Origin of the sequence: Rossellomorea aquimaris, from assembly GCF_003315075.1 — a bacterium.
GTDB classification, from domain to species: Bacteria; Bacillota; Bacilli; order Bacillales; family Bacillaceae_B; genus Rossellomorea; species Rossellomorea aquimaris_C.
Map to the genome: position 1 here is coordinate 20,992 of NZ_QNRJ01000014.1, position 23,367 is coordinate 44,358.

At 40.2% G+C, this 23,367-nt stretch carries 23 protein-coding genes; 8 read left to right on the forward strand and 15 right to left on the reverse strand.

Going from position 1 to position 23,367, the window contains the following annotated elements; translation table 11 throughout:
- Nucleotides 1–276 precede the first annotated feature (276 nt).
- The 3 genes from DET59_RS15570 to DET59_RS15580 all read left to right on the forward strand — a co-directional run bounded on the left by DET59_RS15570 (nucleotide 277) and on the right by DET59_RS15580 (nucleotide 3,690).
- Nucleotides 277–600 carry a DUF2628 domain-containing protein gene (locus tag DET59_RS15570; protein WP_113970540.1) on the forward strand — a complete coding sequence of 108 codons (324 nt, stop codon included), beginning with the start codon at nucleotides 277–279 and terminating at the stop codon, nucleotides 598–600.
- A 355-nt stretch (nucleotides 601–955) separates the two neighbouring features.
- On the forward strand, nucleotides 956–3,058 hold the full coding sequence (locus DET59_RS15575) for a GDYXXLXY domain-containing protein (RefSeq protein ID WP_113970541.1): 2,103 nt from the start codon (nucleotides 956–958) through the stop codon (nucleotides 3,056–3,058).
- Nucleotides 3,059–3,471: 413 nt separating this feature from the next.
- A complete protein-coding gene (locus tag DET59_RS15580) occupies nucleotides 3,472–3,690 on the forward strand; it encodes a helix-turn-helix transcriptional regulator (protein ID WP_113970542.1) in 219 nt (72 codons plus the stop codon).
- Nucleotides 3,691–3,737: 47 nt separating this feature from the next.
- Here the strand turns inward: DET59_RS15580 and DET59_RS15585 are convergent, their stop codons facing one another.
- A complete protein-coding gene (locus DET59_RS15585; protein ID WP_113970543.1) occupies nucleotides 3,738–3,974 on the reverse strand; it encodes a mersacidin family lantibiotic in 237 nt (78 codons plus the stop codon).
- A 13-nt stretch (nucleotides 3,975–3,987) separates the two neighbouring features.
- Nucleotides 3,988–4,227: a mersacidin family lantibiotic gene (locus DET59_RS15590; RefSeq protein ID WP_113970544.1), complete on the reverse strand. Its 240-nt coding sequence runs from the start codon at nucleotides 4,225–4,227 to the stop codon at nucleotides 3,988–3,990.
- 166 nt (nucleotides 4,228–4,393) lie between these two features.
- On the opposite strand from DET59_RS15590, the gene DET59_RS15595 reads away from it, so the two are divergent.
- The 3 genes from DET59_RS15595 to DET59_RS15605 are packed head-to-tail and all read left to right on the forward strand — an operon-like array spanning nucleotide 4,394 to nucleotide 6,814.
- On the forward strand, nucleotides 4,394–4,681 hold the full coding sequence (locus tag DET59_RS15595; RefSeq protein WP_113970545.1) for a hypothetical protein: 288 nt from the start codon (nucleotides 4,394–4,396) through the stop codon (nucleotides 4,679–4,681).
- 14 nt (nucleotides 4,682–4,695) lie between these two features.
- Complete coding sequence (locus DET59_RS15600) at nucleotides 4,696–5,595, forward strand: ABC transporter ATP-binding protein (protein WP_113970546.1); 900 nt, start codon at nucleotides 4,696–4,698, stop codon at nucleotides 5,593–5,595.
- On the forward strand, nucleotides 5,588–6,814 hold the full coding sequence (locus tag DET59_RS15605) for an ABC transporter permease (RefSeq protein ID WP_113970547.1): 1,227 nt from the start codon (nucleotides 5,588–5,590) through the stop codon (nucleotides 6,812–6,814). The genes DET59_RS15600 and DET59_RS15605 overlap by 8 nt, the downstream gene beginning before the upstream one ends.
- A gap of 670 nt (nucleotides 6,815–7,484) precedes the next feature.
- Here the strand turns inward: DET59_RS15605 and DET59_RS22150 are convergent.
- The 9 genes from DET59_RS22150 to DET59_RS15645 all read right to left on the reverse strand — a co-directional run bounded on the left by DET59_RS22150 (nucleotide 7,485) and on the right by DET59_RS15645 (nucleotide 17,311).
- On the reverse strand, nucleotides 7,485–7,607 hold the full coding sequence (locus tag DET59_RS22150) for a hypothetical protein (RefSeq protein ID WP_258549701.1): 123 nt from the start codon (nucleotides 7,605–7,607) through the stop codon (nucleotides 7,485–7,487).
- Nucleotides 7,608–7,625: 18 nt separating this feature from the next.
- A complete protein-coding gene (locus DET59_RS15610; protein ID WP_113970548.1) occupies nucleotides 7,626–10,730 on the reverse strand; it encodes a type 2 lanthipeptide synthetase LanM family protein in 3,105 nt (1,034 codons plus the stop codon).
- Nucleotides 10,731–10,928: 198 nt separating this feature from the next.
- Nucleotides 10,929–11,156, reverse strand: coding sequence for a mersacidin family lantibiotic (locus DET59_RS15615; protein ID WP_113970549.1), 228 nt, complete (start codon nucleotides 11,154–11,156; stop codon nucleotides 10,929–10,931).
- A gap of 24 nt (nucleotides 11,157–11,180) precedes the next feature.
- The gene (locus DET59_RS15620) at nucleotides 11,181–11,408 is read right to left on the reverse strand and encodes a mersacidin family lantibiotic (protein WP_113970550.1); all 228 of its coding nucleotides are present in this window, start codon (nucleotides 11,406–11,408) and stop codon (nucleotides 11,181–11,183) included.
- A gap of 77 nt (nucleotides 11,409–11,485) precedes the next feature.
- Nucleotides 11,486–12,892, reverse strand: a complete 1,407-nt coding sequence (locus DET59_RS15625) for a S8 family serine peptidase (RefSeq protein ID WP_113970551.1) — start codon at nucleotides 12,890–12,892, stop codon at nucleotides 11,486–11,488.
- Entirely contained in the window at nucleotides 12,873–15,029 is a 2,157-nt protein-coding gene (locus tag DET59_RS15630; RefSeq protein ID WP_113970552.1) for a peptidase domain-containing ABC transporter, read from the reverse strand. The genes DET59_RS15625 and DET59_RS15630 overlap by 20 nt, the downstream gene beginning before the upstream one ends.
- A gap of 10 nt (nucleotides 15,030–15,039) precedes the next feature.
- Entirely contained in the window at nucleotides 15,040–15,285 is a 246-nt protein-coding gene (locus DET59_RS15635) for a response regulator transcription factor (protein ID WP_113970553.1), read from the reverse strand.
- 404 nt (nucleotides 15,286–15,689) lie between these two features.
- Complete coding sequence (locus tag DET59_RS15640; RefSeq protein ID WP_113970554.1) at nucleotides 15,690–16,070, reverse strand: hypothetical protein; 381 nt, start codon at nucleotides 16,068–16,070, stop codon at nucleotides 15,690–15,692.
- A 5-nt stretch (nucleotides 16,071–16,075) separates the two neighbouring features.
- On the reverse strand, nucleotides 16,076–17,311 hold the full coding sequence (locus tag DET59_RS15645) for a helix-turn-helix domain-containing protein (protein ID WP_181778191.1): 1,236 nt from the start codon (nucleotides 17,309–17,311) through the stop codon (nucleotides 16,076–16,078).
- A 507-nt stretch (nucleotides 17,312–17,818) separates the two neighbouring features.
- Here DET59_RS15645 and DET59_RS15650 point away from each other — a divergent pair.
- The gene (locus tag DET59_RS15650) at nucleotides 17,819–18,718 is read left to right on the forward strand and encodes a helix-turn-helix domain-containing protein (RefSeq protein ID WP_113970556.1); all 900 of its coding nucleotides are present in this window, start codon (nucleotides 17,819–17,821) and stop codon (nucleotides 18,716–18,718) included.
- A 255-nt stretch (nucleotides 18,719–18,973) separates the two neighbouring features.
- Here DET59_RS15650 and DET59_RS15660 read toward each other — a convergent pair whose 3' ends face one another.
- Nucleotides 18,974–19,708 (reverse strand): plasmid pRiA4b ORF-3 family protein, encoded by a 735-nt coding sequence (locus DET59_RS15660; protein WP_220154068.1) that lies wholly within the window; start codon nucleotides 19,706–19,708, stop codon nucleotides 18,974–18,976.
- A 769-nt stretch (nucleotides 19,709–20,477) separates the two neighbouring features.
- On the opposite strand from DET59_RS15660, the gene DET59_RS15665 reads away from it, so the two are divergent.
- The gene (locus DET59_RS15665) at nucleotides 20,478–20,840 is read left to right on the forward strand and encodes a DUF948 domain-containing protein (RefSeq protein WP_113970558.1); all 363 of its coding nucleotides are present in this window, start codon (nucleotides 20,478–20,480) and stop codon (nucleotides 20,838–20,840) included.
- A gap of 294 nt (nucleotides 20,841–21,134) precedes the next feature.
- Here the strand turns inward: DET59_RS15665 and DET59_RS15670 are convergent, their stop codons facing one another.
- From DET59_RS15670 to DET59_RS15680, 3 genes are all read right to left on the reverse strand, one after another.
- Complete coding sequence (locus DET59_RS15670; protein ID WP_113970559.1) at nucleotides 21,135–21,545, reverse strand: hypothetical protein; 411 nt, start codon at nucleotides 21,543–21,545, stop codon at nucleotides 21,135–21,137.
- A 236-nt stretch (nucleotides 21,546–21,781) separates the two neighbouring features.
- Nucleotides 21,782–22,093, reverse strand: a complete 312-nt coding sequence (locus DET59_RS15675; RefSeq protein WP_113970560.1) for a hypothetical protein — start codon at nucleotides 22,091–22,093, stop codon at nucleotides 21,782–21,784.
- Between the two features lie 84 nt (nucleotides 22,094–22,177).
- Nucleotides 22,178–23,212: a DnaD domain-containing protein gene (locus tag DET59_RS15680; RefSeq protein WP_113970561.1), complete on the reverse strand. Its 1,035-nt coding sequence runs from the start codon at nucleotides 23,210–23,212 to the stop codon at nucleotides 22,178–22,180.
- Between the last annotated feature and the right edge of the window lie 155 nt (nucleotides 23,213–23,367).

Sequence of the window (23,367 nt, forward strand, 5' to 3'; positions counted from 1 at the left end):
AGCAATATGTGTTGGTGAAAACTTCATATTAATCCTCTAATACTTAAAGGTGTTAATACCTGAATGCGAATAGGCTGTTTCTGCTAAAAAAGTCAGTCTGGTTTCAATCACTTTTTATTAGATGAAACCTTAACTAGTTTCTTGCATCCTTCAAGCAATAGTAATAGATTTACCAAAATATTAATAAATTAATATTTTTTTCTTGTAATATTTTGAAATAATTACAAAATTTTATTGTATAATCTAAAAGAACTATTACAAAAGGAGGATAAAATAATGAAAGCAAAATTTCGAAACGAAGCAGGTGTCACAAAGGAGGTTAAAATTGGATTCAGCTGGACTACATTTTTTTTTGGTTTTTTTCCGGCACTTATTAGAGGAGATTTAAAATGGGCAGCCATAATGTTTATTACTGCTGCTATAGTTGGAGCATTTACCTTTGGGTTTGGAGCTTGGATTCCTGGAATCATATTTTCTTTTGTATATAATAAGATTTTCATTAAAGATCTACTTGAAAAGGGCTACCGTCCTGCAGATGAACAAACCCAAACAGAACTGCAATCCAGAGGAATTATTTCACCACTTTCTAAAGCAGTTTAATAGATTAAAAGCTGATTATTTTGTAATCAGCTTTTTTATTATTTAAATATAATTGAATAAATTTATGATACTTTGTAAAAGTTTAAAGATTATCTTATAAACTAAAGAACTGGCACATGAAGCACGGGTCCTTTGTAAGAAATCAGAAGGTGCTTTTATGATATATAAAGAAGAAATGACTCCTAAGATTGGTACGCGTCATTTCTTTTTTTTTGAAACTTTCAACAAGACACAATCCCAATTCACTTATTATCCCTTCCCCCGTCCTGTACGGCTATATTTCCCCTTTCCCTCATATATTAGAGTAAGGAATATGTATCCTAAAGGTTGAATCAACCAAAAAGGGGTGAACCATATGAAAAAAGTGATTTCACTGACGTATTTATTCGGGGTTGTGTTTCTTTTGGCAAGTGCACTTTATTTTTTTGCTTCTAACTGGCAGGTGTTTTCCCGACTTGAGAAAGTCGCTCTGGCGGGATCTTTGATTGTATTGTTCTATGGAGCAGCTTTTCTGTTGGACCGTGTTTTAAAGGGGGCCCATTTTCTTTCAAATTGGCTGTTGGTCGGCGGATTGATTTCCTTTGGCTTGTCCGTAGCTTTACTAGGTCAGCTGTACAATTCCCACGCTGACAGTTACTTGTTGTTTCTAGTGTGGTCTATTCCGGCCCTACTGTTCAGCTTGTACACAAGGTACGGCGGATTTTACGCATTAACCCATATCCTCATCCATTTGACGATTTACTTTTATCTGTTCCCTTCGTCTCCATTCGAGCTCTGGACACTCGCCCATACATGGATCACGTTTGGAGTCGGAATTCTGAACACACTCTTATTTTTAATCATAAAAAAGGGGGACATCGCTTCAAAGCCCTTGCTTTATCTGAGTCTGATCTCAGCGAATCTCCTTCTTATGGTCACTGCATTCGATAACGAGTATTCGGTTTTCTTCACCCTGTTTTATATAGTCATGTTAGGAGTTGGGGTGTATCGCTTCTTTCATAAAGAAACATCCATCTTCATCATTCTTTCGATATTCGGCACGGGCTTTATCATCATCAAAATGTTTGAGTTAATGGCCCGATATGTATCCAGCCTTTTCTTTGTCGGTCTCCTGTTAGCAGCCGTTCTGTTATTAACGGGAAGTGTTTTCCTTGTGAACTACTTACGGAAGCATTCCTCTTCCCGTCATTGGACAAAGACGATCTTCGTTGCAAGTGTCACCACGATCGCCTCTGTCTTCATCGTAGCATCAGTTTTCGGACTGCTTTCATTGCTCATGGTGAATGTCTCAATGGTCACTCTATTTGTTTTCGCGACGGTGTTTCTCGTCATCCCAAGTACGTTGACCAGCTGGCCGTCTCCTGTAAAGTATTCACTCATGATGACCGGCATCATCATCGGAATGATGGCAAGTGTGTTTGATGAATTTTCCTTTGTTATGTTCTTCGTTTTGACCTATGTGTTTTATGTTGAGAAACGATTCACCGCGAGGTTTGTATTCTACGTTCTGTTTCAATTGAACACAGCGATCTTCTTAGGGCAAACGATGAATTTAGGCGCTCATGCCCTCCTCGTTGTGATGATGCTCTTGAATGTTGCCGTGTACCTTGCTACTTATAAAAAACATGTCCTCCAATATGGAGCGTTTCTCATTGGTTTCCTTGCCTTTTTCTCGTTAACTACGATCGACCTATCATTGACGCTTCACATTACCTATACCGCTCTGTTCTTTCTGACCGCAACAGGCTGCGTCTATTTTTTCAAAAAGCAGGATCGCACCTTCTATTGGGTTTCATCCCTTGTGTTCTGGTTCATGCTTATCGTTCAGCTGTATTACGATTTGGCCTGGAAACTCGTTCATAAATCCCTGCTCTTTGCCGTGTTGGGGATCCTCTTCTTGATGGTGGCGGTTTACCTGGATAGGAAGGTTGGCTCCGGTCAGCAATCGCACTCAGTGCTTGCCGGGAAAAGAATGGGAATCCTCCTCATCATCTGCCTTCAAGCGGGGTGGATAGGGTATCAGGTCTATTCAAACGAAACCCTTTTACAAAACGGGGAAACAATCGTATTAGAACTTCAACCTGTCGATCCGAGATCTCTCCTCCAGGGTGACTATGTGGAATTGAATTACACGATTTCTCAGCTTGAAGACACCTCCATTGATGACAACGGTTCTATCACCATTGTTTTACGTAAAAATGCACAAGGCATCCACGAATATTCAGGTGTTCATAGCTTTAATGGGAAATGGAATGCTTCTTACGAAAAGAAGCCCGGGGATGTGCTCCTAAACGGAAAGGTTACAAGCTCCTGGGATAACAGTGCCCAGGTCACTTACGGAATCGAACATTTCTTCATCCCGGAAGGAACGGGGCTTGATGTGGAAGGGAAAGTGAAGGCTGCGGTGGTGAAGGTGAGTGATAAAGGGGATGGGATTTTGGAGCGGTTGCGGGACTAGGGAACAGGTCCCTTGTCCCATTTCATAATAAAAGAGGTTGACTAATACTGCTTATTAGTCAACCTCTATTTCATTTAGCTTTTTATAAAAATTGGTAGCTTGAGCTATTTCAATCATAATAATTAATGCTCTCTCTGTATAGCTGAGAGAGCTCCAAGTCTCATCCTCCTGGCCAAGTGACTGTTTTCAACTCCACGTCTACATCTATTTAGCTGAAGGATTACCGATCTTTTGATTATTCTAGAATTCGTCCATTTGAGGCTCATTTCATCCCTCGACTCTACAACTTTAGAATAGTACAGGAGGACCTTCCTACCCCCTAGTAATATATTTCAAACTTTTTGTAATATATTTTTGACATTTAGTTTAGAATATATTACAATGAACGTAATCAAATAAAAGAGGGTAGGTATATGAAGAAAAAAGGCAGTTATACAAATCGAATCCATGTATTTAGGGCTGAAAGGAAATGGTCACAAGATGATCTGGCAAAGAGAGTCGGTGTTAGCCGGCAGACCATTGCTTCATTAGAAGGTAATCGCTATAACCCTTCATTACTATTGGCTTTTGAAATTGCACGAGTATTTGATACTACGATACTAGAGATATTCACTTATATTCCAGATGAATAAAAAAACGCCCAGCATATTAATATGCTGAGCACTTTGCAAAGTTACGTTTAGCAGAATTGAAGAGATAGAGTGACACCTACACCGATTGTTGTTACTGCACAAAATCCAGAACTTGCAATGGTAGTAGTTGGAGTCGTCTCTGGCTGAACATCTCCCGCACCTTGGATATTCATCATTTCTTCTGTAGATAATTCACCATAAGATAAACCGGCAGGGTGGCTAAAAGAGATATTTGCACGAGCTTCCGGGTTTTTCCAAGCATTGATAATTTCAGTTTTAGTCATTTTATTTTCCCCCTTAACAATTTTTAACGCTATATACGATTGAAATTCCGGCAGTCAGACCAGCAATGCATGGTGCAGAGCTTGTAGAGATAACAGTAGCTGGAGTCGTTTCCGGCTGCACATCCCCTGCCCCTTGAATATTCATCATTTCATCTGCGGATAATTCCCCAAATGACTGTCCTGCAGGATGATGAAGACTTGCACCACGTAATTCCGGGTTTTTCCATGCTTTAATGATTTGTTCGTTTGACATTCTAATTCCTCCTCACTTGATTTATGGTACAACTAAAGTCTATCACGTGGTTGAATATGGAAAAACGTACATCTTTAGGAAGTATTGTAATATTTTTTTGACATTTAGTTATAAATATTTTACAATTTAGTCAAAATTAACAAAAAATTATTCAGGAGGATCCATTATGTTATCTACACTAAGCTATATCTTTACACTCGTTTTAATGTTTTCAGTCTTTTACTTTGGAAACTTTGTGGCGACAGAAGGCAAGGATGAACGAGGGAAACAAATATTAGGGATGGCAAGTATATGGATATACGTACTTGTTACAGTAGGGTTTGTCATTACCGTTCTTATAGAACTAACAACTGAATTAACCGTTTCAGAACTGATCGATCTATTAACGATTCTATATGGCCTATTGGCATTTATTCACTCGGCACTCATCTTTCATTATAAAAAGAAAATCTAGGGGGTTTGTGGGGAATGGGATTAGAATTACGGAATATCAATAAGATTTTTGGTGATTTTGTTGCAATTGAGAATTTATCTATACATGCAGGAGACAACAGGATATTTGGGTTAATCGGACAAAATGGTGCAGGGAAGACCACTACATTCCGAATGGTCTTAGGTCTATTAAAGCCTGACAAAGGGGAAATCATTTGGAATGGTAAGAAAGTACGAAGCATTGATCCTGATCAAATCGGGTATCTTCCTGAAGAACGGGGGCTCTATCAGGACTTATCATTAGAGGATCAATTGCTCTTTTTTGGGAGATTAAGAGGGAAAAATAGAAAAGAACTATTGCCTAAAATTAATTATTGGCTGGATCGATTGGAACTCAGTGATAAAAGGACCCAAAAAGTGAAAACACTTTCAAAAGGGAATCAGCAAAAACTTCAACTGATAAGCACTATTCTACATGAGCCCAGTATCCTTATATTAGACGAACCATTTAGTGGGCTTGATCCTGTAAACGCTGAATCACTTAAAGATATCGTATTGGAACTCAGGGACACTGGAACAACCATTATATTCTCAAGTCACCGAATGGAACACGTAGAGGAAATGTGCGATGATATCTGCATGTTAAGAGCAGGAAGATCCATACTTCAAGGAGACATCTATCAAGTCAAGAAACAATTTGGCACGAAAAAAGTAATATTGAAATCCAATCATAAGGAAGAAGAATTAAATATGCTGCCTTATGTATCTTCGGTAAAGAAGGAATTAGATAAATTAAATATATATGTCCATCACGATAGAGATATTGAGAAAATATTTGATTATGTCACTAAAGATGGTTTCGTTTCCACATTTAGCGCAGAGACACCCAGTTTAAACGAAATTTTCAAGATGAAAGTGGGTGAGCTCAGTGTATAAATTTTGGGTGCTGGTATCTCAGACATATAAAAGCAAAATTAAATCCAAAGGGTTTGTTTGGTCAACTCTGTTAACGATGATTTTCCTATTCGCAGGCGTTACAGTACCAAATTTAATCGATAAGATGAATAGTAACAAAGAACTTCAATCTATTGCAGTTGTTGGTTCAGATGAGGTTACAAAGGACATACTTGAAAACAGCTTGGCAAATATTTCAGTTCAAACGGCAGACAGCAGCGAAGAAGCAAAAGAGTGGTTAAATCAAAAAGAAGTCAGCGGTTATTTAGAAATGAAGAATGATGAAAACACTTTAGTAACATTAGACCCTGTAAACTCAGAGGACATCACTTCCCTGTCACAGGCTCTTCAAATGACAAAGGTACAGCAGGTTTCAAATGAGCTGGATGTGAGTGGATCGGACTTACAAAACATATTGTCACCCATTAACTTGGATACAACAGTTTTAAATGATAATCAAAAGTCCCTGTCAGAAAAAGAAAAGAACGCTGCAGAAAATTTAGCGATCGGATTATTGTTTCTTTTGTATACTTTCGTCACATTGTATGGAACGATGATCGCGATGGAAATTGCAAAGGAAAAAGGATCTAGAATAATGGAAGTCATTATCTCAAGTTCTTCAGCTACCACGCATTTCTTCGGGAAGCTTGTTGGAGTGTTTCTGATCAGTGTCACACAATTAAGTATATTCGGGATCCTTGGTTACTTCATCATCACTAATTTTGGATCGGATATGATTAAAGGTTTCATGATCGACACCATTCAAAGTGTATCAAGTGTTGTATGGGTCTATGCAGTGATTTTCGCCTTGCTAGGCTATCTATTCTACGGGGTTTTAGCAGCTTTTGTAGGCTCTTTAGTATCCAAAGTAGAAGACATCAATCATTATATGTCTCCACTTTCGTATATCCTGATGATTGCCTTCATCCTCTCACTGCTTGGTGTAAGTACCCCATCGTCACTCTTGGTAACTGTCGGATCATATATTCCTTTCTTTGCTCCTATGCTCATGTTTATCAGGATCAGCCTGCTGGAGACTTCTAACCTTGAAATCATCGCATCGATGTTGATTCTCATTACTTCGGTGGCCTCACTGATGTGGCTATGCGTAAGATTCTATCAAGGAAGTGTATTGATTTACAGTAACCAGTCCATTTTAAAATCAATAAAAAGCGCTTGGAAGCTAGCAGCAGAAAAGTGAAACTTGATTTGCCCATCAGCTATTAAATGAAAAAAAGCTCAGAACTCTGAGCTTTTTTTCATATGCGAAATAGGTGTTTTCATTCATTCCATGCTGCAAAAGGGCTTCCAGCTTAATTACCAGAATTCATTGGAGAAGGCTTTTTTGAGGCATACTTTGGTCTCAAACTTTTCCCGTCCTTCTTCTTCTGGCTTTGTGTAATAGGAATCGTTTGTTCGATATGCAGATTAAAGGAATGCCAGTCGACTATGCGAGGTGACCAGAAGGAACATCCGCAAACAACATTCCTACTCCCTCCTTTTTATGTTGCCATTTAAAGAAGGTAGTAGTAGCTGATTGGCTGCAGTGTTCCCGCTTTTGCGAAAAGACGTTGAGAGTGCCCCGCTTCGGCTAAGGGCTCTCTACGTAAAATGGGCAAGATGTCAAAGAAAATCATCTGAGGCCGTCTCGTATAGCTTATGTTGGCCGTCGTGTCTGAACGAGATGCATACGTTTTTCATACTGTCCCACTTCTTCACCGGGAGCCGGGTACCTTATCGCTCCATTCAACTTTATCAGCATGAGGGGGGCTCCCCTCAAATTTCGCGCAATAAGACCAACCTTAGGGAGAGTGACATATAAATAACAAAACACTCCAACCTAAAGATTGGAGTGTTGAATGCAGTATGGTTTAATCCAACTTACCTTCTGCGTGATCGGAAAGAAATCCAATCAGTTTTTGGCCTGGTTGATTCTTTTCTTCATTCTTCTTTTTACTTGCCTCGTTTTCTTCCATCAATGTCTCATTTTTCATTTTTCACGTCTCCTTAAATTAATATAAAAGCGAAGGAACAGATTCCGGCTTGGCCAACCTTAATAATTGATACCCTACTCCAGCCTGGCCGGTAAATAAACCAATCGCATCAAAGCCTGGAATATCTCTTAGAGCATAACTGCCTTTTTGTTTCATTCTATCCAGTACACTTTGGGTGATAGCATGGGCCGTGTGAAGATGGGACGGGTCTTTAAGCTGTTTGTAGAGCGTTAAATACAGCTCAGTATCCCCCATGTTCCCGTGACAGATGCCATCATCTGTTTTTAATCCTTGCTTAAGAATATTTTTTGCAGCTGTGTTCATTTCACTTATAAGATTATTATCTTGATAATAGGTGTTAGTTAAAGCGCGGCTTAATCCAATCCCGGCACTGCCGTGACACCATTGATGCAGGCATACCTGATCTTCTTTTCTTCCGTCTTGCCACGCTCCGGTTTCCTCAACATAATAGTTCCTGTCTATCTCCAAGAGCTCGATTGCCGCTTGATAATATTTAGCATACGTAAGCTGGTCATGCAATCTGAATAGCACATAGCTTATCCCTGCTGCTCCATGAGCCATCCCCCCGATAAGGGACTGTTTTTCTGTCTCCAATGCTGTAAGCAGTTTATCACCATAAAGTCCTGCTATTTCCAACAGCCTGTCTTTCTCATCCACATTCTTTTCCGCTAAGTGTAATAATGCTTGAATCACTCCTGCAATTCCACTTAAGAAGTCGATATGATCGGCTTCTTCATTCAGACTTTTCTCCAGTTCTTCAACCTGTTCCAGCCATAACTCGGTGCTGCTTCCATCTGTTAATCGGCTTCCTAATTGAAGAATGGACGTTTTCCCGTAATATGCGGATATTTGCTTGGTGAACTCAGGGACACTTTTAATATTCTCGACTATTTTTTCATATGCTTCCTTGTATCTTGCTTCCTCTGTCACTTCATAGAGATGATGATAAAATAGGGCAACCCCCGAAAGCCCATCGTAGAAATCTGCAGGAAGAGCTTCGATCGACCACGATTGATTACGCCCTAATGTTACATCCAGCCAGGTCATGGTTTTTTCATCCTCAGATAAGATGCTGCTCTTTAATAAATGGTCTCCAATTTTCTGAGCTTCACTGATCAATGTTTGGGCGTCAATCATCGTTTCATTACCTGGATCAACTATTTGATTGGAATATTTCTCCTGCTGATTCACATCATAATCCCCAAGAGAAACTCTTAACCATGAAACCTGGGTTTCTATTTCATCAACGCTTAAATCCCTGATTCTTTCCCTTACAAGTTCATAGGAGGATCTGTCCAGGAAATTGGTTATCCGATTCCCGTTTCCGTCGATCAGGTCCCGGGAATCCGGATAATTAAAGAACACAGGAATATCTCCTTCAAGCATATCGTTGATTTCATGAAGAATGACTTCTTTATTTTTAAACGGATATGTCCACATGTTTTCCATCAGGTGTTCTCTGTATAAAGCATCACGGGTGTAGTCCGGATGGGTCCCTTCACTTAACATATTGACATATCTTTGAGTTGCTCTCAGGATGACTCTGACAACCTTATCCTTGAAATCATCAATTAAACCGTCATTCAATAGCTCAGATTTATACTTTACAAAAAGGGCAGTAGAATTCCTGAAACCATCGATGATTTGTTGAACATAGGCTGTAAAGGAAACAGGTTCATTATTCAGTTTCGGTAAGTTGTCCTTGTTTGTCAGCATGATTTCAGAGTAGTCAAATACCATTTCATCCGTTGAGAAATTTTTCGGTGACAATACTTTATATGGAAGCTTTTGTTCTTTTCCATTCAGGCCGCTCATGTCGATTCCCTCAGTATCTGTTACATCTCTGTAAAACCTTTGAGGTAATAATGAAGTGAACAGTACAGACTCTACATGAGCGTCTTTTGCTTTAATATTGGCAAAGTCCGGAAAGTTCAATGGCGGAGATTGTTGAAACAGTGTTTCTAAATCAATAATATAAGGATATTCCCCTTGGGCTATAAGATTTTCATAGTGAAAGTCCCCACCTTTAAGGCAATACATGATGCCCAGTATTTGCCCGAAGCGCTCATAAAAGTTAGCTATCTGTTTTTCGTTCACACATTCTTTTTTCTCTATATTATATTCCCAGCTGTATGTGTCCCGGCAGATGATTTTATAGAACGGCATATCGAGAAGCTCATTCTTACTATTAATCCATTTGATCAAATGATTATAGGATAGAGCCACCTTCAGATTCTTAGGCTTATAAAAGACGGTTTGCCCAGAGTCAAACTCAAAACGGATAACAGTGTGACCTTTTTGATGAGTATCCCCCATCCCCGGCTTTAAAGCGACGATCTTTGCATTTCCTATTTCCATGGTCGATACTAACTCGTCATAATCCGCAACATAATGATCAAGGGTTTCTTTCATATTATTAACAAAGAATATCGTTCTCGTCGTTAATAAACGGGCCAATGTCACATATTCTGTATAAAAACTTACCAGTTGATGCGGATCGCCAAATTGTTTCTCTATAAAGGAGGAAAATCTCTCTTCCGGTGTATCTCCTGTCAGCTCTTCCTTCAGTTTATATATATGTAGTTCAAGGACGGCGCTTCGACTAAGGAGCGAAACCAGCTCATTCGCTAAGTTTTGTATTAATTCCCGCACGATGACTTCTACGGACACTGAATGATCTTTTATTTTCTCAAAGTGATTCTTCCATTCTTCAACTGCCCATAGTAAAAAGGGTTTAACAGGATAGGACCAATCAAAACTGGGTATTGGAGTTTCATCTTCTTCCAACAATGCCAGAGAAGTGTTAAACACCTTAAACCATTCACTATTTTCAACTGCTGAAGTGTAATGGTGGAGTTCGTTATCAGGAATCACTTTCGTCAAGTTATTATATTCCTCTTCTAAATACCCCTCATAATCAAGCTTTAGCTGAAACGCCTCATCCGAAACAATGTTCTTTTTTTCTCTCCATTTTTTCAATGAAGATAATTCGTCGTCAAGTCCAATGGGGTTATTCTTGAGAATGTTGTAACGCTCTCTCATCCAAAGGGCATGTACGGCAGCTTTTGAGTCAAGATGAAGTCCAAGTTTTGTGGTGGTCATATAATGTTAACTCCCTTTTTTTCTAGATTATGTATAATCCGCCCTTGCCCCCATAAAGGTCAAAGACGGATGAAAGATTTCATTAAACTATCAGGAATTAGTAATAAAGTATGGATCACGATTCTTTATGTAAAAGTGACATTCCTTATACTGATCCTTATTTTTTGATTAAAAGATTTTTGGCTTGCCGACAACTGATCAGCAAGTGGCATATGAGATGGTAATGGATATTCCCACTGTCGCCCAGCCAAGGCAATAGCCGCTGGAAAGGCTTGGAGTCGTCTCCGGTTGAACATCGCCAGCACCTTGAATACTTCTCATTTCATCGGCTGACAGCTCAGAGAAAGCCTGTCCTGCCGGGTGATTCGTAAGATCACTTCGTAGTTCTGGATTCTTCCATGCTTGAATCATCATTTCTTTCGTCATTTGTCATTCCTCCATTCAATTTGATTAACACTTGGCGTAAGATACTGTGATCGAGATTCCTACAGTCAACCATCCGGCGCAAGGAGCACTTGAGAGAGTAGGAGTCGTTTCCGGCTGTACATCTCCGGCACCTTGAACGTTCATCATTTCTTCGGCTGACAGCTCAGAGAAAGCCTGTCCTGCCGGGTGATTCATGAACTCTTTTCGCATTTCTGGATTCTTCCATGCCTGAATCATCATTTCTTTCGACATTTGTCATCCCTCCTTTCCCTTCTATTTAATTGTATAATTTTTCTTTATTTTCAAAAAGATTCCTTTTTATGAACCGTTCACTTCACCAGTTGCAATGATTGGTAGGCATTCACAATGCCATGTTTAAATTGTTTGTTCTTTCTGGCCGTTTCATTTTCTTCCGCACCTTTAATAAGGGTTTTTTCGATTTTGTTAAGAGAGGGTTTTTTTCCATGTTTATCTTTATACTCTTCAATGATCAGACCGGCTGTAGCTGCGACCTTAGGGGAGGCAAGACTGGATCCGGCACTGAAGTCATATCCTTGTGGAATCCCAAGATATGTAGCAAAGATGGATTGCGGAATTTGAATCGGGTAAGTGGTTAAGATCATTGATTGAATATCAAACACTTGTTCCTCTTTGAAATTCACGCCATAGTCCCCTCCAGGAGCTCCCATATCCACGTTCTTTCCATAATTCGAGTAGGATGCCATTGTATTTTCTTTCGTAGTGGCCGCAACCGTAAATACGTCTTTCATACCGCCCGGCAAGTGAATGACGTCTTGAATATCTTCGTTCTGATCAAATGGCCGGGAAATATCATACCCGCTTGAACCCGCAGAGGCTACTACAAATACCCCATGCTTCTTTGCATATTTAACTGCTTTTTCATACGCTTTGATCACCATTTTATCTTCTTTATTTTTGGGAGATTTATAAGTTCCCAGACTTAGATTAATGACATCCATTCCATCATTTGCTGCCTCAACAATCGCTTGAATGATCCAAAAAGAATCAGCCGAACCATCATGGAATACTTTGTAGGGAACGATGCCAAGTTCCGGTCCTACCCCGATTTGCTCACCGTCAGCCGCAATGGCACCAGCCACCATCGTACCGTGACCAAGGACGTCTTGCGTGTCTTCAATCCCCGGTACAAAGGATTTACCCGGACCCACGATATTTTTCATAAGATCGGGATGTTGAAAATCGACACCACTATCAATTAGTCCGATCTTGACATCATGACTACCTTTCTGGAGATGATGGGATTCACCATTATTCGTCACTGCCTCAATATCCCATTGAGCATTACGGAGAAAGCTCATTGAGTTTGTTTGTACGGTTTGCATGGGAACACGTTCAGCACTTGTTTCCAACGTGACTCTCTCTTCATCACCAAGCTGATCAGAATCTAAATGGAATGTCTGCTTCAAGTGCTTTTCTATCAATTCCTTTTGTTTGGCGGAGCTTGCCTGAACCTTCATCACATTGATTTCTTCAATTTCAACTGTTTCCACTTCAGGCTGCAATGAATTTAAAAAGCTTTTAATATCGTTTTCTTCTCTTATATTTTCAAATTCTATTAATAATTGAGATTCGACATTCTCTTTACCAACTGAATTTTGTGCCTGGGTTGTGTCCACACTCCAATGGGCCGTCCCACCCAGGAGTACTAATAGCACAATGAATAACTTTGTAAAATTAGGCATATATTTTTTCATTTACTCGATTCCCTTTCTTATTGGCGGTATACAACTCAGCGTAATAACCAGACTGGTCCAGAAGGCTTTGATGGTTACCTTCCTCAATGATTTCCCCATCCTTTAATACAAAAATCTTATCAGCATTAATAATGGTACTCAGCCGATGCGCGATAATGATCCTTGTACAATTCAGCTCGGAAATACTCTTATCGATTTTTTTCTCTGAAATATTATCGAGGGCACTTGTGGCTTCATCCAGAATCAATACTGCCGGTTCATTATACAAAGCCCTTGCCAAAGCAAGACGCTGTCTCTGACCTCCGGAAAAATTGACCCCTTTCTCTGAAACATTCGTCTGGAATCCCAGTGGACATACTAATATATCCTGGAGAACATCCGCTCTCCCGCATGTTTCAATTAATCTTTCTTGATCTATATCTCCATCTTGCATCGCTATGTTCTCAATGACAGGTTTATTAAATAATTTGGTTTCCTGTAAAACTGTGCCCAGTTGACTACGAAGTGTGTGCAGATTGAAATCTTCTATATTCGTATTATCGTAGTGGATTTCTCCCGAGGAAGGAGTATATAGACCAAGAAGGAGCTTGGCTATCGTACTTTTACCAGACCCCGAGTCTCCGACGATGGCCACCTTCTCACCGGGCTTCACGTCTAGAGAAACGTTTTTTAAAACAGGATCGGAAAACTTGCTGTAACGGAAAGAAACGTTCTTTAAGGAAACGGCCCCTTTCAGTTTGGCATGATCCCTGTCAGGATTGAGGTTTTCTTTGTTGCTTTTGATTACATCGTACAAACGTTGAATATAGGATTTTAATGAAATGATTTCTGTGTATCCTAAACCCAAAGATGATATTGGTGCGATAAACGATAAAGCCAAGGTGCTGAATGCCACTAATGTTCCTAGCGTGATGGACCCATCCACAACAAGATAACCACCCGACCATAATAAGAAAATCGGCAGGCCGAATTGAATGGTGGACGGAAGTATGTTCAAGGTAGTAGTCCAAATACTGCGTCTTTCTGAGCTCTTCAGTTGTTGTTTAAATGAACGGCTCCACTCATTAAAGAACGTATTTTCTAATCCCATCACTTTAATGTCTGAAATTCCATTGATCGATTCAGCCAGCACATTTTGTACCTTTGTTTGATTGGTTACATCCTTACTGGTTATTCTGTGTGTGATATTGGTACTTAATAAAAGGGATCCGAATAATAAGATTCCCATCCCTAATACACCCGCACCCAGAATACTTGACATATTAAACATTAAGATGGCATAAGAGAAAAGCATGATCCCATCGATAATAAATGTAATAAGTCTCGTTGATAAAATCTGTCTTATGTACACATTCGAATTTGCCCTGAAAATCAGTTCTCCATTAGACCGGTTTTCGAAGAACTGATAGGGAAGCCGGTAAAGATGCTCCATGAAATGACTCATCATTTGGTCATCCATCGAAGTTTGTAGTTTGGCAATCAGGACCCCTCTACAAAAACTTAAAATCTTGTATGCCACTAAGATGAGGAGTACCGCATACCCGATTGTGTTTAAATAACTAATATCTTTCGGAACTAACACATGATCCGTCACCCATTTGGTCACAAGGGGCAAAACAATTCCCAATCCCTGCAGCAGCAACGAAAAAAGCAAAATGCTCACGACAAGTTTTGGTTTTTTGAAAGCAAATGTCAGGAGAAATAAGTATGGATTCAGGCGTGCTTTCTCTTCGAAATTCTCAGACGGTACAGGGACAAGCATGATTTGAGAAAAGTGCTTAGTGAACTCTTCTCCAGACAGTTTCACCCGACCCACTGCAGGGTCGACGATATAGAACATCCCCCTGTGCACTTTCTCCAGGACCACGAAATGCTTGGAGTCCCAAAATAGAATGGCAGGAAGAAAGCCATTATTCTTCACTCCTTCAGCATCAACCCTGAATGCTTTGGACTCCAAGCCTTTTTCCTTTCCTATTTCTGTCAAGTGAAGGACGGAAAATCCACCTTTGGGCACCCCGTATTCTTCTCTCAAGTCCGATAAAGAAATATGGTGCTTATAGTAACTGAGTACCATAGCCATGCAGGCGATCCCGCATTCACTATGCTCCATCTGTTCAATAAAGGGTACTTTTCTCATAAACAACCACCTAATCTACTTTTTCTAATTGAAAATAGGAAAAATCAATCAATCTCAAATGATATGAAATAATGCCTATTTCCACTCTTGATTCAATCGACCATTTTTGCTTTATATTAGAAACAATTTCACCCACTCTTCTTTGGCTGATACTTAAGTTAAATGCGATTTCTTTGTTCGTTAATCCTTTAGCGACCAGTGCAGCGATTTCAGTCTCTCTCTTGCTTAATTTGTTTTCTAACTTAGTTAAGGTCATGTACGCTTCTCCTTTTTTCAGTTAGGGTTGCCTCCCGATCGAGAGGATTTAAACATTCAACCAGCAACTTTTCATTAGTATTTTTTACTTAGAACCTGAAAGATACGTTACCTCCTGTTCATGACGTATTTCTTATTCGTTACTAATCGTATACTACATTCTTCTCTTTTTGTATTGAGAAAATTCTAAAAATAAGGGGTGGGATATTGAGTGAAAAGGGAGAAGATTTTTCAACATTTTCATTATGTCGAGGATGTTTTTCGGAACTTTATAATTGTTTTAAAAATTCCTGAATACATAAAAAAAACCCATTTTCCTGAGGAAGAAACCCCCATAAAAAATGAGTCGAATACTAAATTTATAGTAACCATATAAGATCGTGATATGGTTTATCTTGGATTTGGTCAGTTCTCGTCAACCAATGGGTCAACCACTCCCAGGATATCCGGATAGTCTTCGTCACCCAATGGGTTAACTACGCCCAGGATATCCGGATAGTCTTCGTCACCCAATGGGTTAACTACACCCAGGATATCCGGATAGTCTTCGTCACTCAATGGGTTAACTACGCCCAGGATATCCGGATAGTCTTCGTCACTCAATGGGTTAACTACGCCCAGGATATCCGGATAGTCTTCGTCGCCCGATGGGTTAACAGAGGATAAATGATTGGCGTTACTTAGGGTATTGTGGGCATCTTTATCTATGGATGATGCAGAAGCAGCCGCTCCTCCACCAACTACTAAAGCTAAGATGGCACCGCTGATAAACGTTAATTTTTTCATTGTAATTACCTCATTTCAATTTGAATTTTATTTGCCATTGCATACGCCTCACTTGCATCCTTATATGAAAACTTACCGGCATAATAGTCTCCGAGTTTTTCATAGCACATATGCATGTTCATACGATCCTTTTTCAATTTAAAGAAGTTCAATGCTTCCTTAAGCAAAAGAACATACTCCTCTTTGCCTTGATCCTTTTTTAGTGAACTATCCAAAATTTTTAATTTATATAGGAAAGTAGATGGTTTTCCTTCTTCTTCAATTCCTTTATTTATCCAATACTGAGCTTGGCTTAAGTTCTCTAATTCATAATACTGTTTTGCAATTAGATACACTCTATGTAAATACAATTTATTATCTAATTCCAGACTATTGAACAAGAATTCCAAAGCTTTCATATGGTGTTTCTTTTTGGAATGCAACAGAGCCAGGTTATGATAGATCCTGCTCTTTAAGATTGTAGAATCAGGAAGTATTCTTATAGCATTCAATGCATTCGTTAAGTGATGCTCTGCATTGTCGTAATCCCCAATCCGGATGTAGCATATCCCAATCAGTATATGGCAATCCACACTCCTTTCATAATTAGCGTTTTTATCAAATTCAGTCAGTGCGGTCTGAGCTGATAAAATAGACTGTAAATTCTTTCCCAACCGACTATTAACGATACTTAACTGATAAACGAACTCTGGTTCAATGATGTTTGCAATACCACTGCATCTTTCTGCTTTTTTATATTCTTCAAGAGCGTCTTCGAGGTGTCCTTCCAGATACTTTAGCAATCCATGGAAACTGTGGTAATAATAATTCAACTCTTCTGAAAATAACTTTTCCATATTTTCGGCTTCTTTCAAACACTCTTTCGCCTTTACCAGATCCTTTTGAAGCATGTAATACCTAGAAGAATACAAATTAAACAAACACAGGATTAAGGGATCATCTGCTTTTTCTACTAAACTCGACAACTCATTCCATAGGTCTGAGGCTTTCCGGGAGTCTCTCTCTTTCATGACTGCATACCATTCATTCAACAACCTTCTCAATTCAGAGCTTGATAGTTGACTGGAATCACCCTCAATACCAAGCCTTGAAAATAATAACTCGATTACTTCGCTACTCGCTTCGATTTTATTATTTTCAATTTTGCTAAGGTACGAAATTGAACAGATTCCTCTACACAACTCACTTTGAGTAATACCTTTCTTAACTCTATGATAATATATTTTTTCCCCAAGCTGCATACAAATCCTCCTATATCCCATTGAGAAATTCATTCAGAGAACACCTGTTATTTACTCCTTTATTTGTATAATTTTATCAAAAATTATCAGAATTAACTAATATTATATGGTGCCAATAGTATTATGAATGTGTAAATTATTTGAAAAAACTTTTTGGTAAGAGACTTTGGGACAGGTCTCTTGTACCGGAATGCTAGTAGAGGCAAGGGATTTCATCCCTTGCCTCTGCCATTTCCCAGGGACAAGATACCCACCCTTTAATTGGAGGTTCTTCGGGTGGTGATCTTTTCAGTGAGGAATTTTTTATTGGATCTCTTCAGTAGCCTGCGTCCACTTTTATAGAAAGGGGCTACTATTTAAACACTTGTTTAATGGTCCAAAAAGGAGAGTCAGTCCTAAGCAATAGGACAGGTCCACTGTCCCAACACCCTCCTGAAAACGGGACACGATGCCCGTCCCACCATCTGTTAAAATAAGAGAAAAGGATTTGTACGAAGGGGTGAGGAGATGGATTACTCCGTTATTGGAAAGAAGATAAGAGAGTTGAGGAAAGTGGTGGGTTTGACCCAGGGGGATTTGGCTGAAGACATATGCACGCAGGCACTCATCAGCCGGATTGAGAAGGGAGATATTTACCCAAGTGCCACGGCGTTATATCAAATTTCCTTGAAACTAGGAGTGGATGTGAACTACTTCTTTGAAATCGGAACCACCCCTCGCATCGATTATTTTCGAGAGGTAGAAAGACAACTGAGGAGTCTTCGATTGAAACGAAGATTTACTGAAATAATGGAAATGGTCAGGACAGAGTTAAAAAATCCTTTTTTCAATAAAGATAGCGATAAGCTGCAGCTGCTTTACTGGCATAAAGCCATCTATCTGTTTGAAATCGAGAAAGATCCAGAGACTGCTTTCGCCCTATTGGAACAAGCCTATCAGCTGACAGCCCATCAAAAAAAAGCCGCAACTGAAAGAGAGATGGAAATCCTGATGACCTTCGGGACATGGGAAACACTCTCACACAATAATCAAAGGGCTCTCTACTATTATAAAAAGGTAGAAGGAATCTTGAACCATACTGAACAGCTTCATGATAAATCGATTAAAACCCGGTTATTTTATAATCTATCCCGGGTCCTGACACAATCAGGTCATTATGAAGAGGCCATTGATTATTGTCTCAGAGCCATTAGATGGTGCATCGAAGAAGAACATCTGTGGGGGCTCGGGGAGCTACATTATCATGTCGGCTACAATTATGAACTAGTGGGAGATTATGAAAAAGCACTTCCTTATGTAAATAAGGCCATCCTTATGTTTGAATTGAGGAATGATGATACCCATCTTGCGTTTCTTAAAAGGAGAAAAGAAGAGATTTTGGAACGGGTCCCTTGTCCTGGAACCTAAAGAGAGTTATGATAAGCTCCCCTTAAAGTCGTCAGATTAAAAAACAAAAATCTATTTGTCTTTAGGGGGAGCTTTCATCATAAAGAGCTTTCTTTGGTAATAAGTGAGTACATACATTTTTATAATAATAAACGGTACCAAAAACGTTTAGTGTGATATTATTATTTCGACTGTCTGCTTGACAGGGGACAGTTTACAGGTTTTTTGTCCCAGCCTCTTCTCAATTTCCGAGCCAAAGTACCTCCCCAAAAAAACCTAGCTCTTCCGATACTTATCCTCAATGATTCTGTAATTATCGTGGTTAATCTTATCCCACTCAGTCTTCTTATAATTAAGTCCTTTTAGTATCTGATTGATCCAATCAGGATCATATTCCCTGAAATATATTGAATTGGCCCACGCCTTCACATCCCGATGTGCCGGGTGCTTCTCATCACGGTATTTTTCAAGAAACTCATAGAACCCGTGCATCCCACCAACATCTTCAGGCGGTGCCGTCTCTGCTCCATCAAGAAGAGTTGGATAACCAAAATAGTAATCGTCGACAATCTGCTCAAGCTTAACGATGAACTGCCAACCATCACCGAAATCATAGCTATACCGGATTTCTTTATTTTTCTCCAGATACTCATCGATCTTTAAACCGGTGGGTTTCCGCACTTCAATCTTCAATCTTTCCTGGTACTTCTTTTCAAATTCCAGCATTTCAGATGGCACCGATTTTAGACGTTCTTCATACAAAGCCTTGTTCTTCTTATAATGCTGGTGCTCAAGGTAGGCTTCTTCGTGATCCGTGACAATCCTATGATCCTTCGTCAGGTCGAATTCAAAGAGGTGATAGCCTTCATGAGGATATCCACTCTGAAAATTCGTCACGTTCTGGATAATATCATGAAGCCTTCTATATGTCGCTCCTGCTGGCAAGATCACTCTTCTCCATATTGACGGATTGGACTCTTCTAATTCAATTTTGACAATGTAGGATTTCAATTTGGATTCACTCCTTTTTGATTTTCGCTCTTTTCGTAAAGATTGTTGTTTTAACATACGTTCTGCAAGGCTCTGTCAATTAGTGTGTGCTGGATGGTGAGGGGAACTGCTCCGCTTGCAGCTAGCGTTCGGCCGAGCCTCCTCAGCTTACCCGAACGGGGTCTCGGCACGCCCGTACTTCCACAGGAGTCTGCGCAGTTCCCCTCACCATCTTTAACAGGGTCTTTGTGTCAGAGCTTCAAGGTGTACCTGAAAACAAAATATCTCTCCTTCCCTTAAAAGAGATTGTTTGCTAGAAAGCTTGTTTAAATTGTTTGCGATTAAGGATTCATGCTCAAAAAGTTGATTCTCGCTGCAGGATGGTCGACTCCTGCGGGAATAGCTGGACAGTAGGAAAAGCGGAGGCTTTGCCCAGGGGCGACAAGCATAAGACGAGTCTGCCGGAAATGCGCTCTTTGCCTTTTTGGCAGACTTGGCGTATGACCTCGAGCCCCTAAGCCCAGTAGCTGGACAGGTGAGACCCAGGAGGCTCACCGCCAGCCCCCGCGGAAAGCGAGCATCCTGTAGCGGAAATCCAACTATTACTTTCGTGTCTACAATAGCAACAAACTTTACGAATCTAGAAACACGGAGCTCTCCTCCTCGTTTCTTTCATTTTCACGGAAGTCGTGAACTGCGCCCCCACCTTTCATACCCATCCTGCTCAGGAAAAGGAATAACTTTCCCCCCATTCCCATAGATTTAGAATAAACGAAGGGAGCTGGTCTCAATGCTTGAGTGGAGTGCTGTTATTGCAGCCATCGCGTTTTCCGTTCTCGTCATCTATTTAATTATGACATTAAGAAAAGTAATGACAACACTATCTGAAACGGAAAAGACGCTGTCTGACGCCAGGAAAGCCGTGAATGGAGTGACAGAGGAAGCAGAAGAACTGATTCATACAGCCAACCAGATTTCGGATGATGTAAAAGGAAAGATGAAAGCTGTTGACCCTTTACTTGAGTCCGTACATGATGTAGGTGATATGTTACAAAATGTGACCAGCTCGGTTAAAAGGACCGCTTTGCAAAAGAGGACTCCCAAGACGATTCATACGCAGGACAGTAATTCGGTTCAAATTAAATTGAAGTAAGTCATAAGAGGCCGGGGCAGCCGGCCTCTTTCTTGTGATTTTTCCCATCACCTGTTTAGAACAGAAACGGTATAACCGTCTCGACGCTTCCTGAATTTCCGATATGAAACAACGTTAGGACGAAAATACTTTTGAAACAAGTGGAACCAGGAATCGAATTGTGCAGAGTACCGCCCCATTGTATTTCCGGTTAAGACAGACCTCCGATAATAAAAATCAGTGTACTTTCACACTGAAGAACGCATACTTTTTTCTATTTTCTTCCTTTATAACCATCCCAGTTCCACCTTCAACTCAATCCCCATATCTAGCTCGCAGACACCATAAAATATGAAAATAGGTGAAAACGGGAATGATAATCATAAAATACCCTTCAAAATCATTATTTAATAGGTAAAAGGAGAAAATTAAAGAGACTATAGAGTAACCGATTAAAAGGGTTACATACTCTTTAAGACGGTGTGCATGAGGAGAAAACTTTAGAACAAGAAAGTCAATAAGGTAAGTAACGGGTATGCCGACAATAATATAAACAGGTATTTCATATAAAGCTACCACCACTACTGTTGCCCAAATGGGAGGATTATAATTATAACCTTGAATTTCAACTGGTTCAGTGAACAAGTAATCAGCTCCCACTGATAGTAGAGCAGATATGGGAGCTGAAAGAAAAATGGCCAATAAAATTAAAGCGAGTTTCTTCATTTATATATATACCTCTTTCAATCATAGAATAGCTATACTGGAACTAATATATCACAATTAGATTTTTTTCTCGTTTCTATCTATGAAGAGAAAAGCTTCATTTATCTTTACATCCGCTAAGGGTAAAGGAGATGAAGTATATCTGAGATTTTTGAACAGTAGACTATGTAAAGAGCGCCATAATTGGTGATCCTTACGATTAGGGGCCAAAGACCTTCGGGGGGATAAACGTTTGTTTATCCCTCCGGCTGACCTTCCCCATCCCCATTCATCAACACGACTCCATTTTCGACAACACGTATCAATCCATGCTTCTCAAGCCTCTTTAGACACCTTTTAATCCAGTCGGTCGAATACCAATCTAATTTCTTCCCGTTGTAATACCAAAGCGACTCCCTCCATTCACGGATCATTCTTCCATTCTGGTGAATATATTCACCATCCGGTCCTGCTTGGATCAGAATCCATACATACATCCGCAAATCCCCCGGCTCTCTAAACACATCATGATCGACCATATCATTCTTCATCCATACGGTATGTTCCATTTTCGTCTCCCCCTTCACCCCTTATATACAAGGATCCGGTTCAGAGGGACACCGTAGAACAATCTTTTTTCATTCATAATCGCTTCACATGACAACCCCAGCCCCACGCTCCCGGTACGCTTCAAGCTCCGCCATCAACTTGGCTTTCTCCGCTTCAAACTCCTCGTCATCATCACCTTGGACTTCCACTGCCTCTCCGGTGAACCAATCCGGCAGCTTCTCCGTCCGGATCGGCCTTCTACCTGCATTATGTGATTTTTTCTTATAGACTTTCTCGAACATGTTCTGGATCTCTTTCTCCCTCGCATCCTTCACATCCCGTACGTTCAACTGCTCCCACTTCACGAGGATCGCATCCACATAGCTCCAATAATGCTTCCCCTGTTCAACCGCCCGCTTCATCGCTTCCACGACGAGGCTCTCGGAAAGACTTTCACACCAACTTTTGATTTTCTTTTGAATGTAAGATCCCAGCCTCCCGAATTCATTTTCTTTGAAAAAAGTAACGGGACACTCGTACGCGCTTTGTTGTTGTTCATTATTTTCTGAAGGATTCTTTGAAGTACTCTCTGTATACGTCCCCTCTTCCACATCAGGAGCCCACTCCTCCTGATGGGAGAGACCTTCCTTTGAAGGGGGTGACGTGGTACGTTCGGGCGTATCAGGTGGGCAAATGGAAACGAGTTCAGACACATGACAGCGCCCTCCCATCACCCGTTTGACATTCTCAGCGACCGGTTGCACAAACATCACATTGCTTAAAATAATGCTCGATGACGAAATCGTCCTGAACTCCCGGACAAGCAATTGATGTTCCACAAGAAAGTCGATGGCATCCTTCACCTGCCGCTTCGTAAATCCGTATGTATCGGCAAAAGCCTGATAGCTCTTCTGCAGCATATCCCCCTTGAATTTCGTCCTGGCCCCTCTGATCAGTCCACTGTCATCCCTGATCATCGTCGGTCTGTACCAATACACGATATCCGCGAGTAGGGTAATCGCAACAAAATGAGCTTTTCCGCTTGAAAAAGTAATGTTCTTATACCATAAATGAGGAACGATATTCCCCACGATCTCCAATTCACCGATTTGATCCACTACCTGACATCCTGATTTCATTCAAAACTCCACCCTTCTAATCTATTCACCTTTTAAATAGGATTGAAGAGTAAAAAAGGACACCCTATTGATAAATTTTTTTTACAATGGGACGGAGGGACAGGTCCCTTGTCCATAATTTAAAAAGTGACGCGGGGATTTAGCCTAGCCCCGCA

Coding starts and splice junctions, on each gene's coding strand:
- DET59_RS22150 (WP_258549701.1), bottom strand. CDS start 7,607: ATGAAAAATGAGACATTGATGGAAGAAAACGAGGCAAGTAAAAAGAAG.
- DET59_RS15590 (WP_113970544.1), bottom strand. CDS start 4,227: ATGTCAAACGAACAAATCATTAAAGCATGGAAAAACCCGGAATTACGT.
- DET59_RS15595 (WP_113970545.1), top strand. CDS start 4,394: ATGTTATCTACACTAAGCTATATCTTTACACTCGTTTTAATGTTTTCA.
- DET59_RS15650 (WP_113970556.1), top strand. CDS start 17,819: ATGGATTACTCCGTTATTGGAAAGAAGATAAGAGAGTTGAGGAAAGTG.
- DET59_RS15625 (WP_113970551.1), bottom strand. CDS start 12,892: ATGAAAAAATATATGCCTAATTTTACAAAGTTATTCATTGTGCTATTA.
- DET59_RS15610 (WP_113970548.1), bottom strand. CDS start 10,730: ATGACCACCACAAAACTTGGACTTCATCTTGACTCAAAAGCTGCCGTA.
- DET59_RS15675 (WP_113970560.1), bottom strand. CDS start 22,093: ATGGAACATACCGTATGGATGAAGAATGATATGGTCGATCATGATGTG.
- DET59_RS15630 (WP_113970552.1), bottom strand. CDS start 15,029: ATGAGAAAAGTACCCTTTATTGAACAGATGGAGCATAGTGAATGCGGG.
- DET59_RS15640 (WP_113970554.1), bottom strand. CDS start 16,070: ATGAAAAAATTAACGTTTATCAGCGGTGCCATCTTAGCTTTAGTAGTT.
- DET59_RS15680 (WP_113970561.1), bottom strand. CDS start 23,212: ATGAAATCAGGATGTCAGGTAGTGGATCAAATCGGTGAATTGGAGATC.
- DET59_RS15635 (WP_113970553.1), bottom strand. CDS start 15,285: ATGACCTTAACTAAGTTAGAAAACAAATTAAGCAAGAGAGAGACTGAA.
- DET59_RS15665 (WP_113970558.1), top strand. CDS start 20,478: ATGCTTGAGTGGAGTGCTGTTATTGCAGCCATCGCGTTTTCCGTTCTC.
- DET59_RS15575 (WP_113970541.1), top strand. CDS start 956: ATGAAAAAAGTGATTTCACTGACGTATTTATTCGGGGTTGTGTTTCTT.
- DET59_RS15570 (WP_113970540.1), top strand. CDS start 277: ATGAAAGCAAAATTTCGAAACGAAGCAGGTGTCACAAAGGAGGTTAAA.
- DET59_RS15670 (WP_113970559.1), bottom strand. CDS start 21,545: ATGAAGAAACTCGCTTTAATTTTATTGGCCATTTTTCTTTCAGCTCCC.
- DET59_RS15600 (WP_113970546.1), top strand. CDS start 4,696: ATGGGATTAGAATTACGGAATATCAATAAGATTTTTGGTGATTTTGTT.
- DET59_RS15580 (WP_113970542.1), top strand. CDS start 3,472: ATGAAGAAAAAAGGCAGTTATACAAATCGAATCCATGTATTTAGGGCT.
- DET59_RS15615 (WP_113970549.1), bottom strand. CDS start 11,156: ATGACGAAAGAAATGATGATTCAAGCATGGAAGAATCCAGAACTACGA.
- DET59_RS15645 (WP_181778191.1), bottom strand. CDS start 17,311: ATGCAGCTTGGGGAAAAAATATATTATCATAGAGTTAAGAAAGGTATT.
- DET59_RS15620 (WP_113970550.1), bottom strand. CDS start 11,408: ATGTCGAAAGAAATGATGATTCAGGCATGGAAGAATCCAGAAATGCGA.
- DET59_RS15585 (WP_113970543.1), bottom strand. CDS start 3,974: ATGACTAAAACTGAAATTATCAATGCTTGGAAAAACCCGGAAGCTCGT.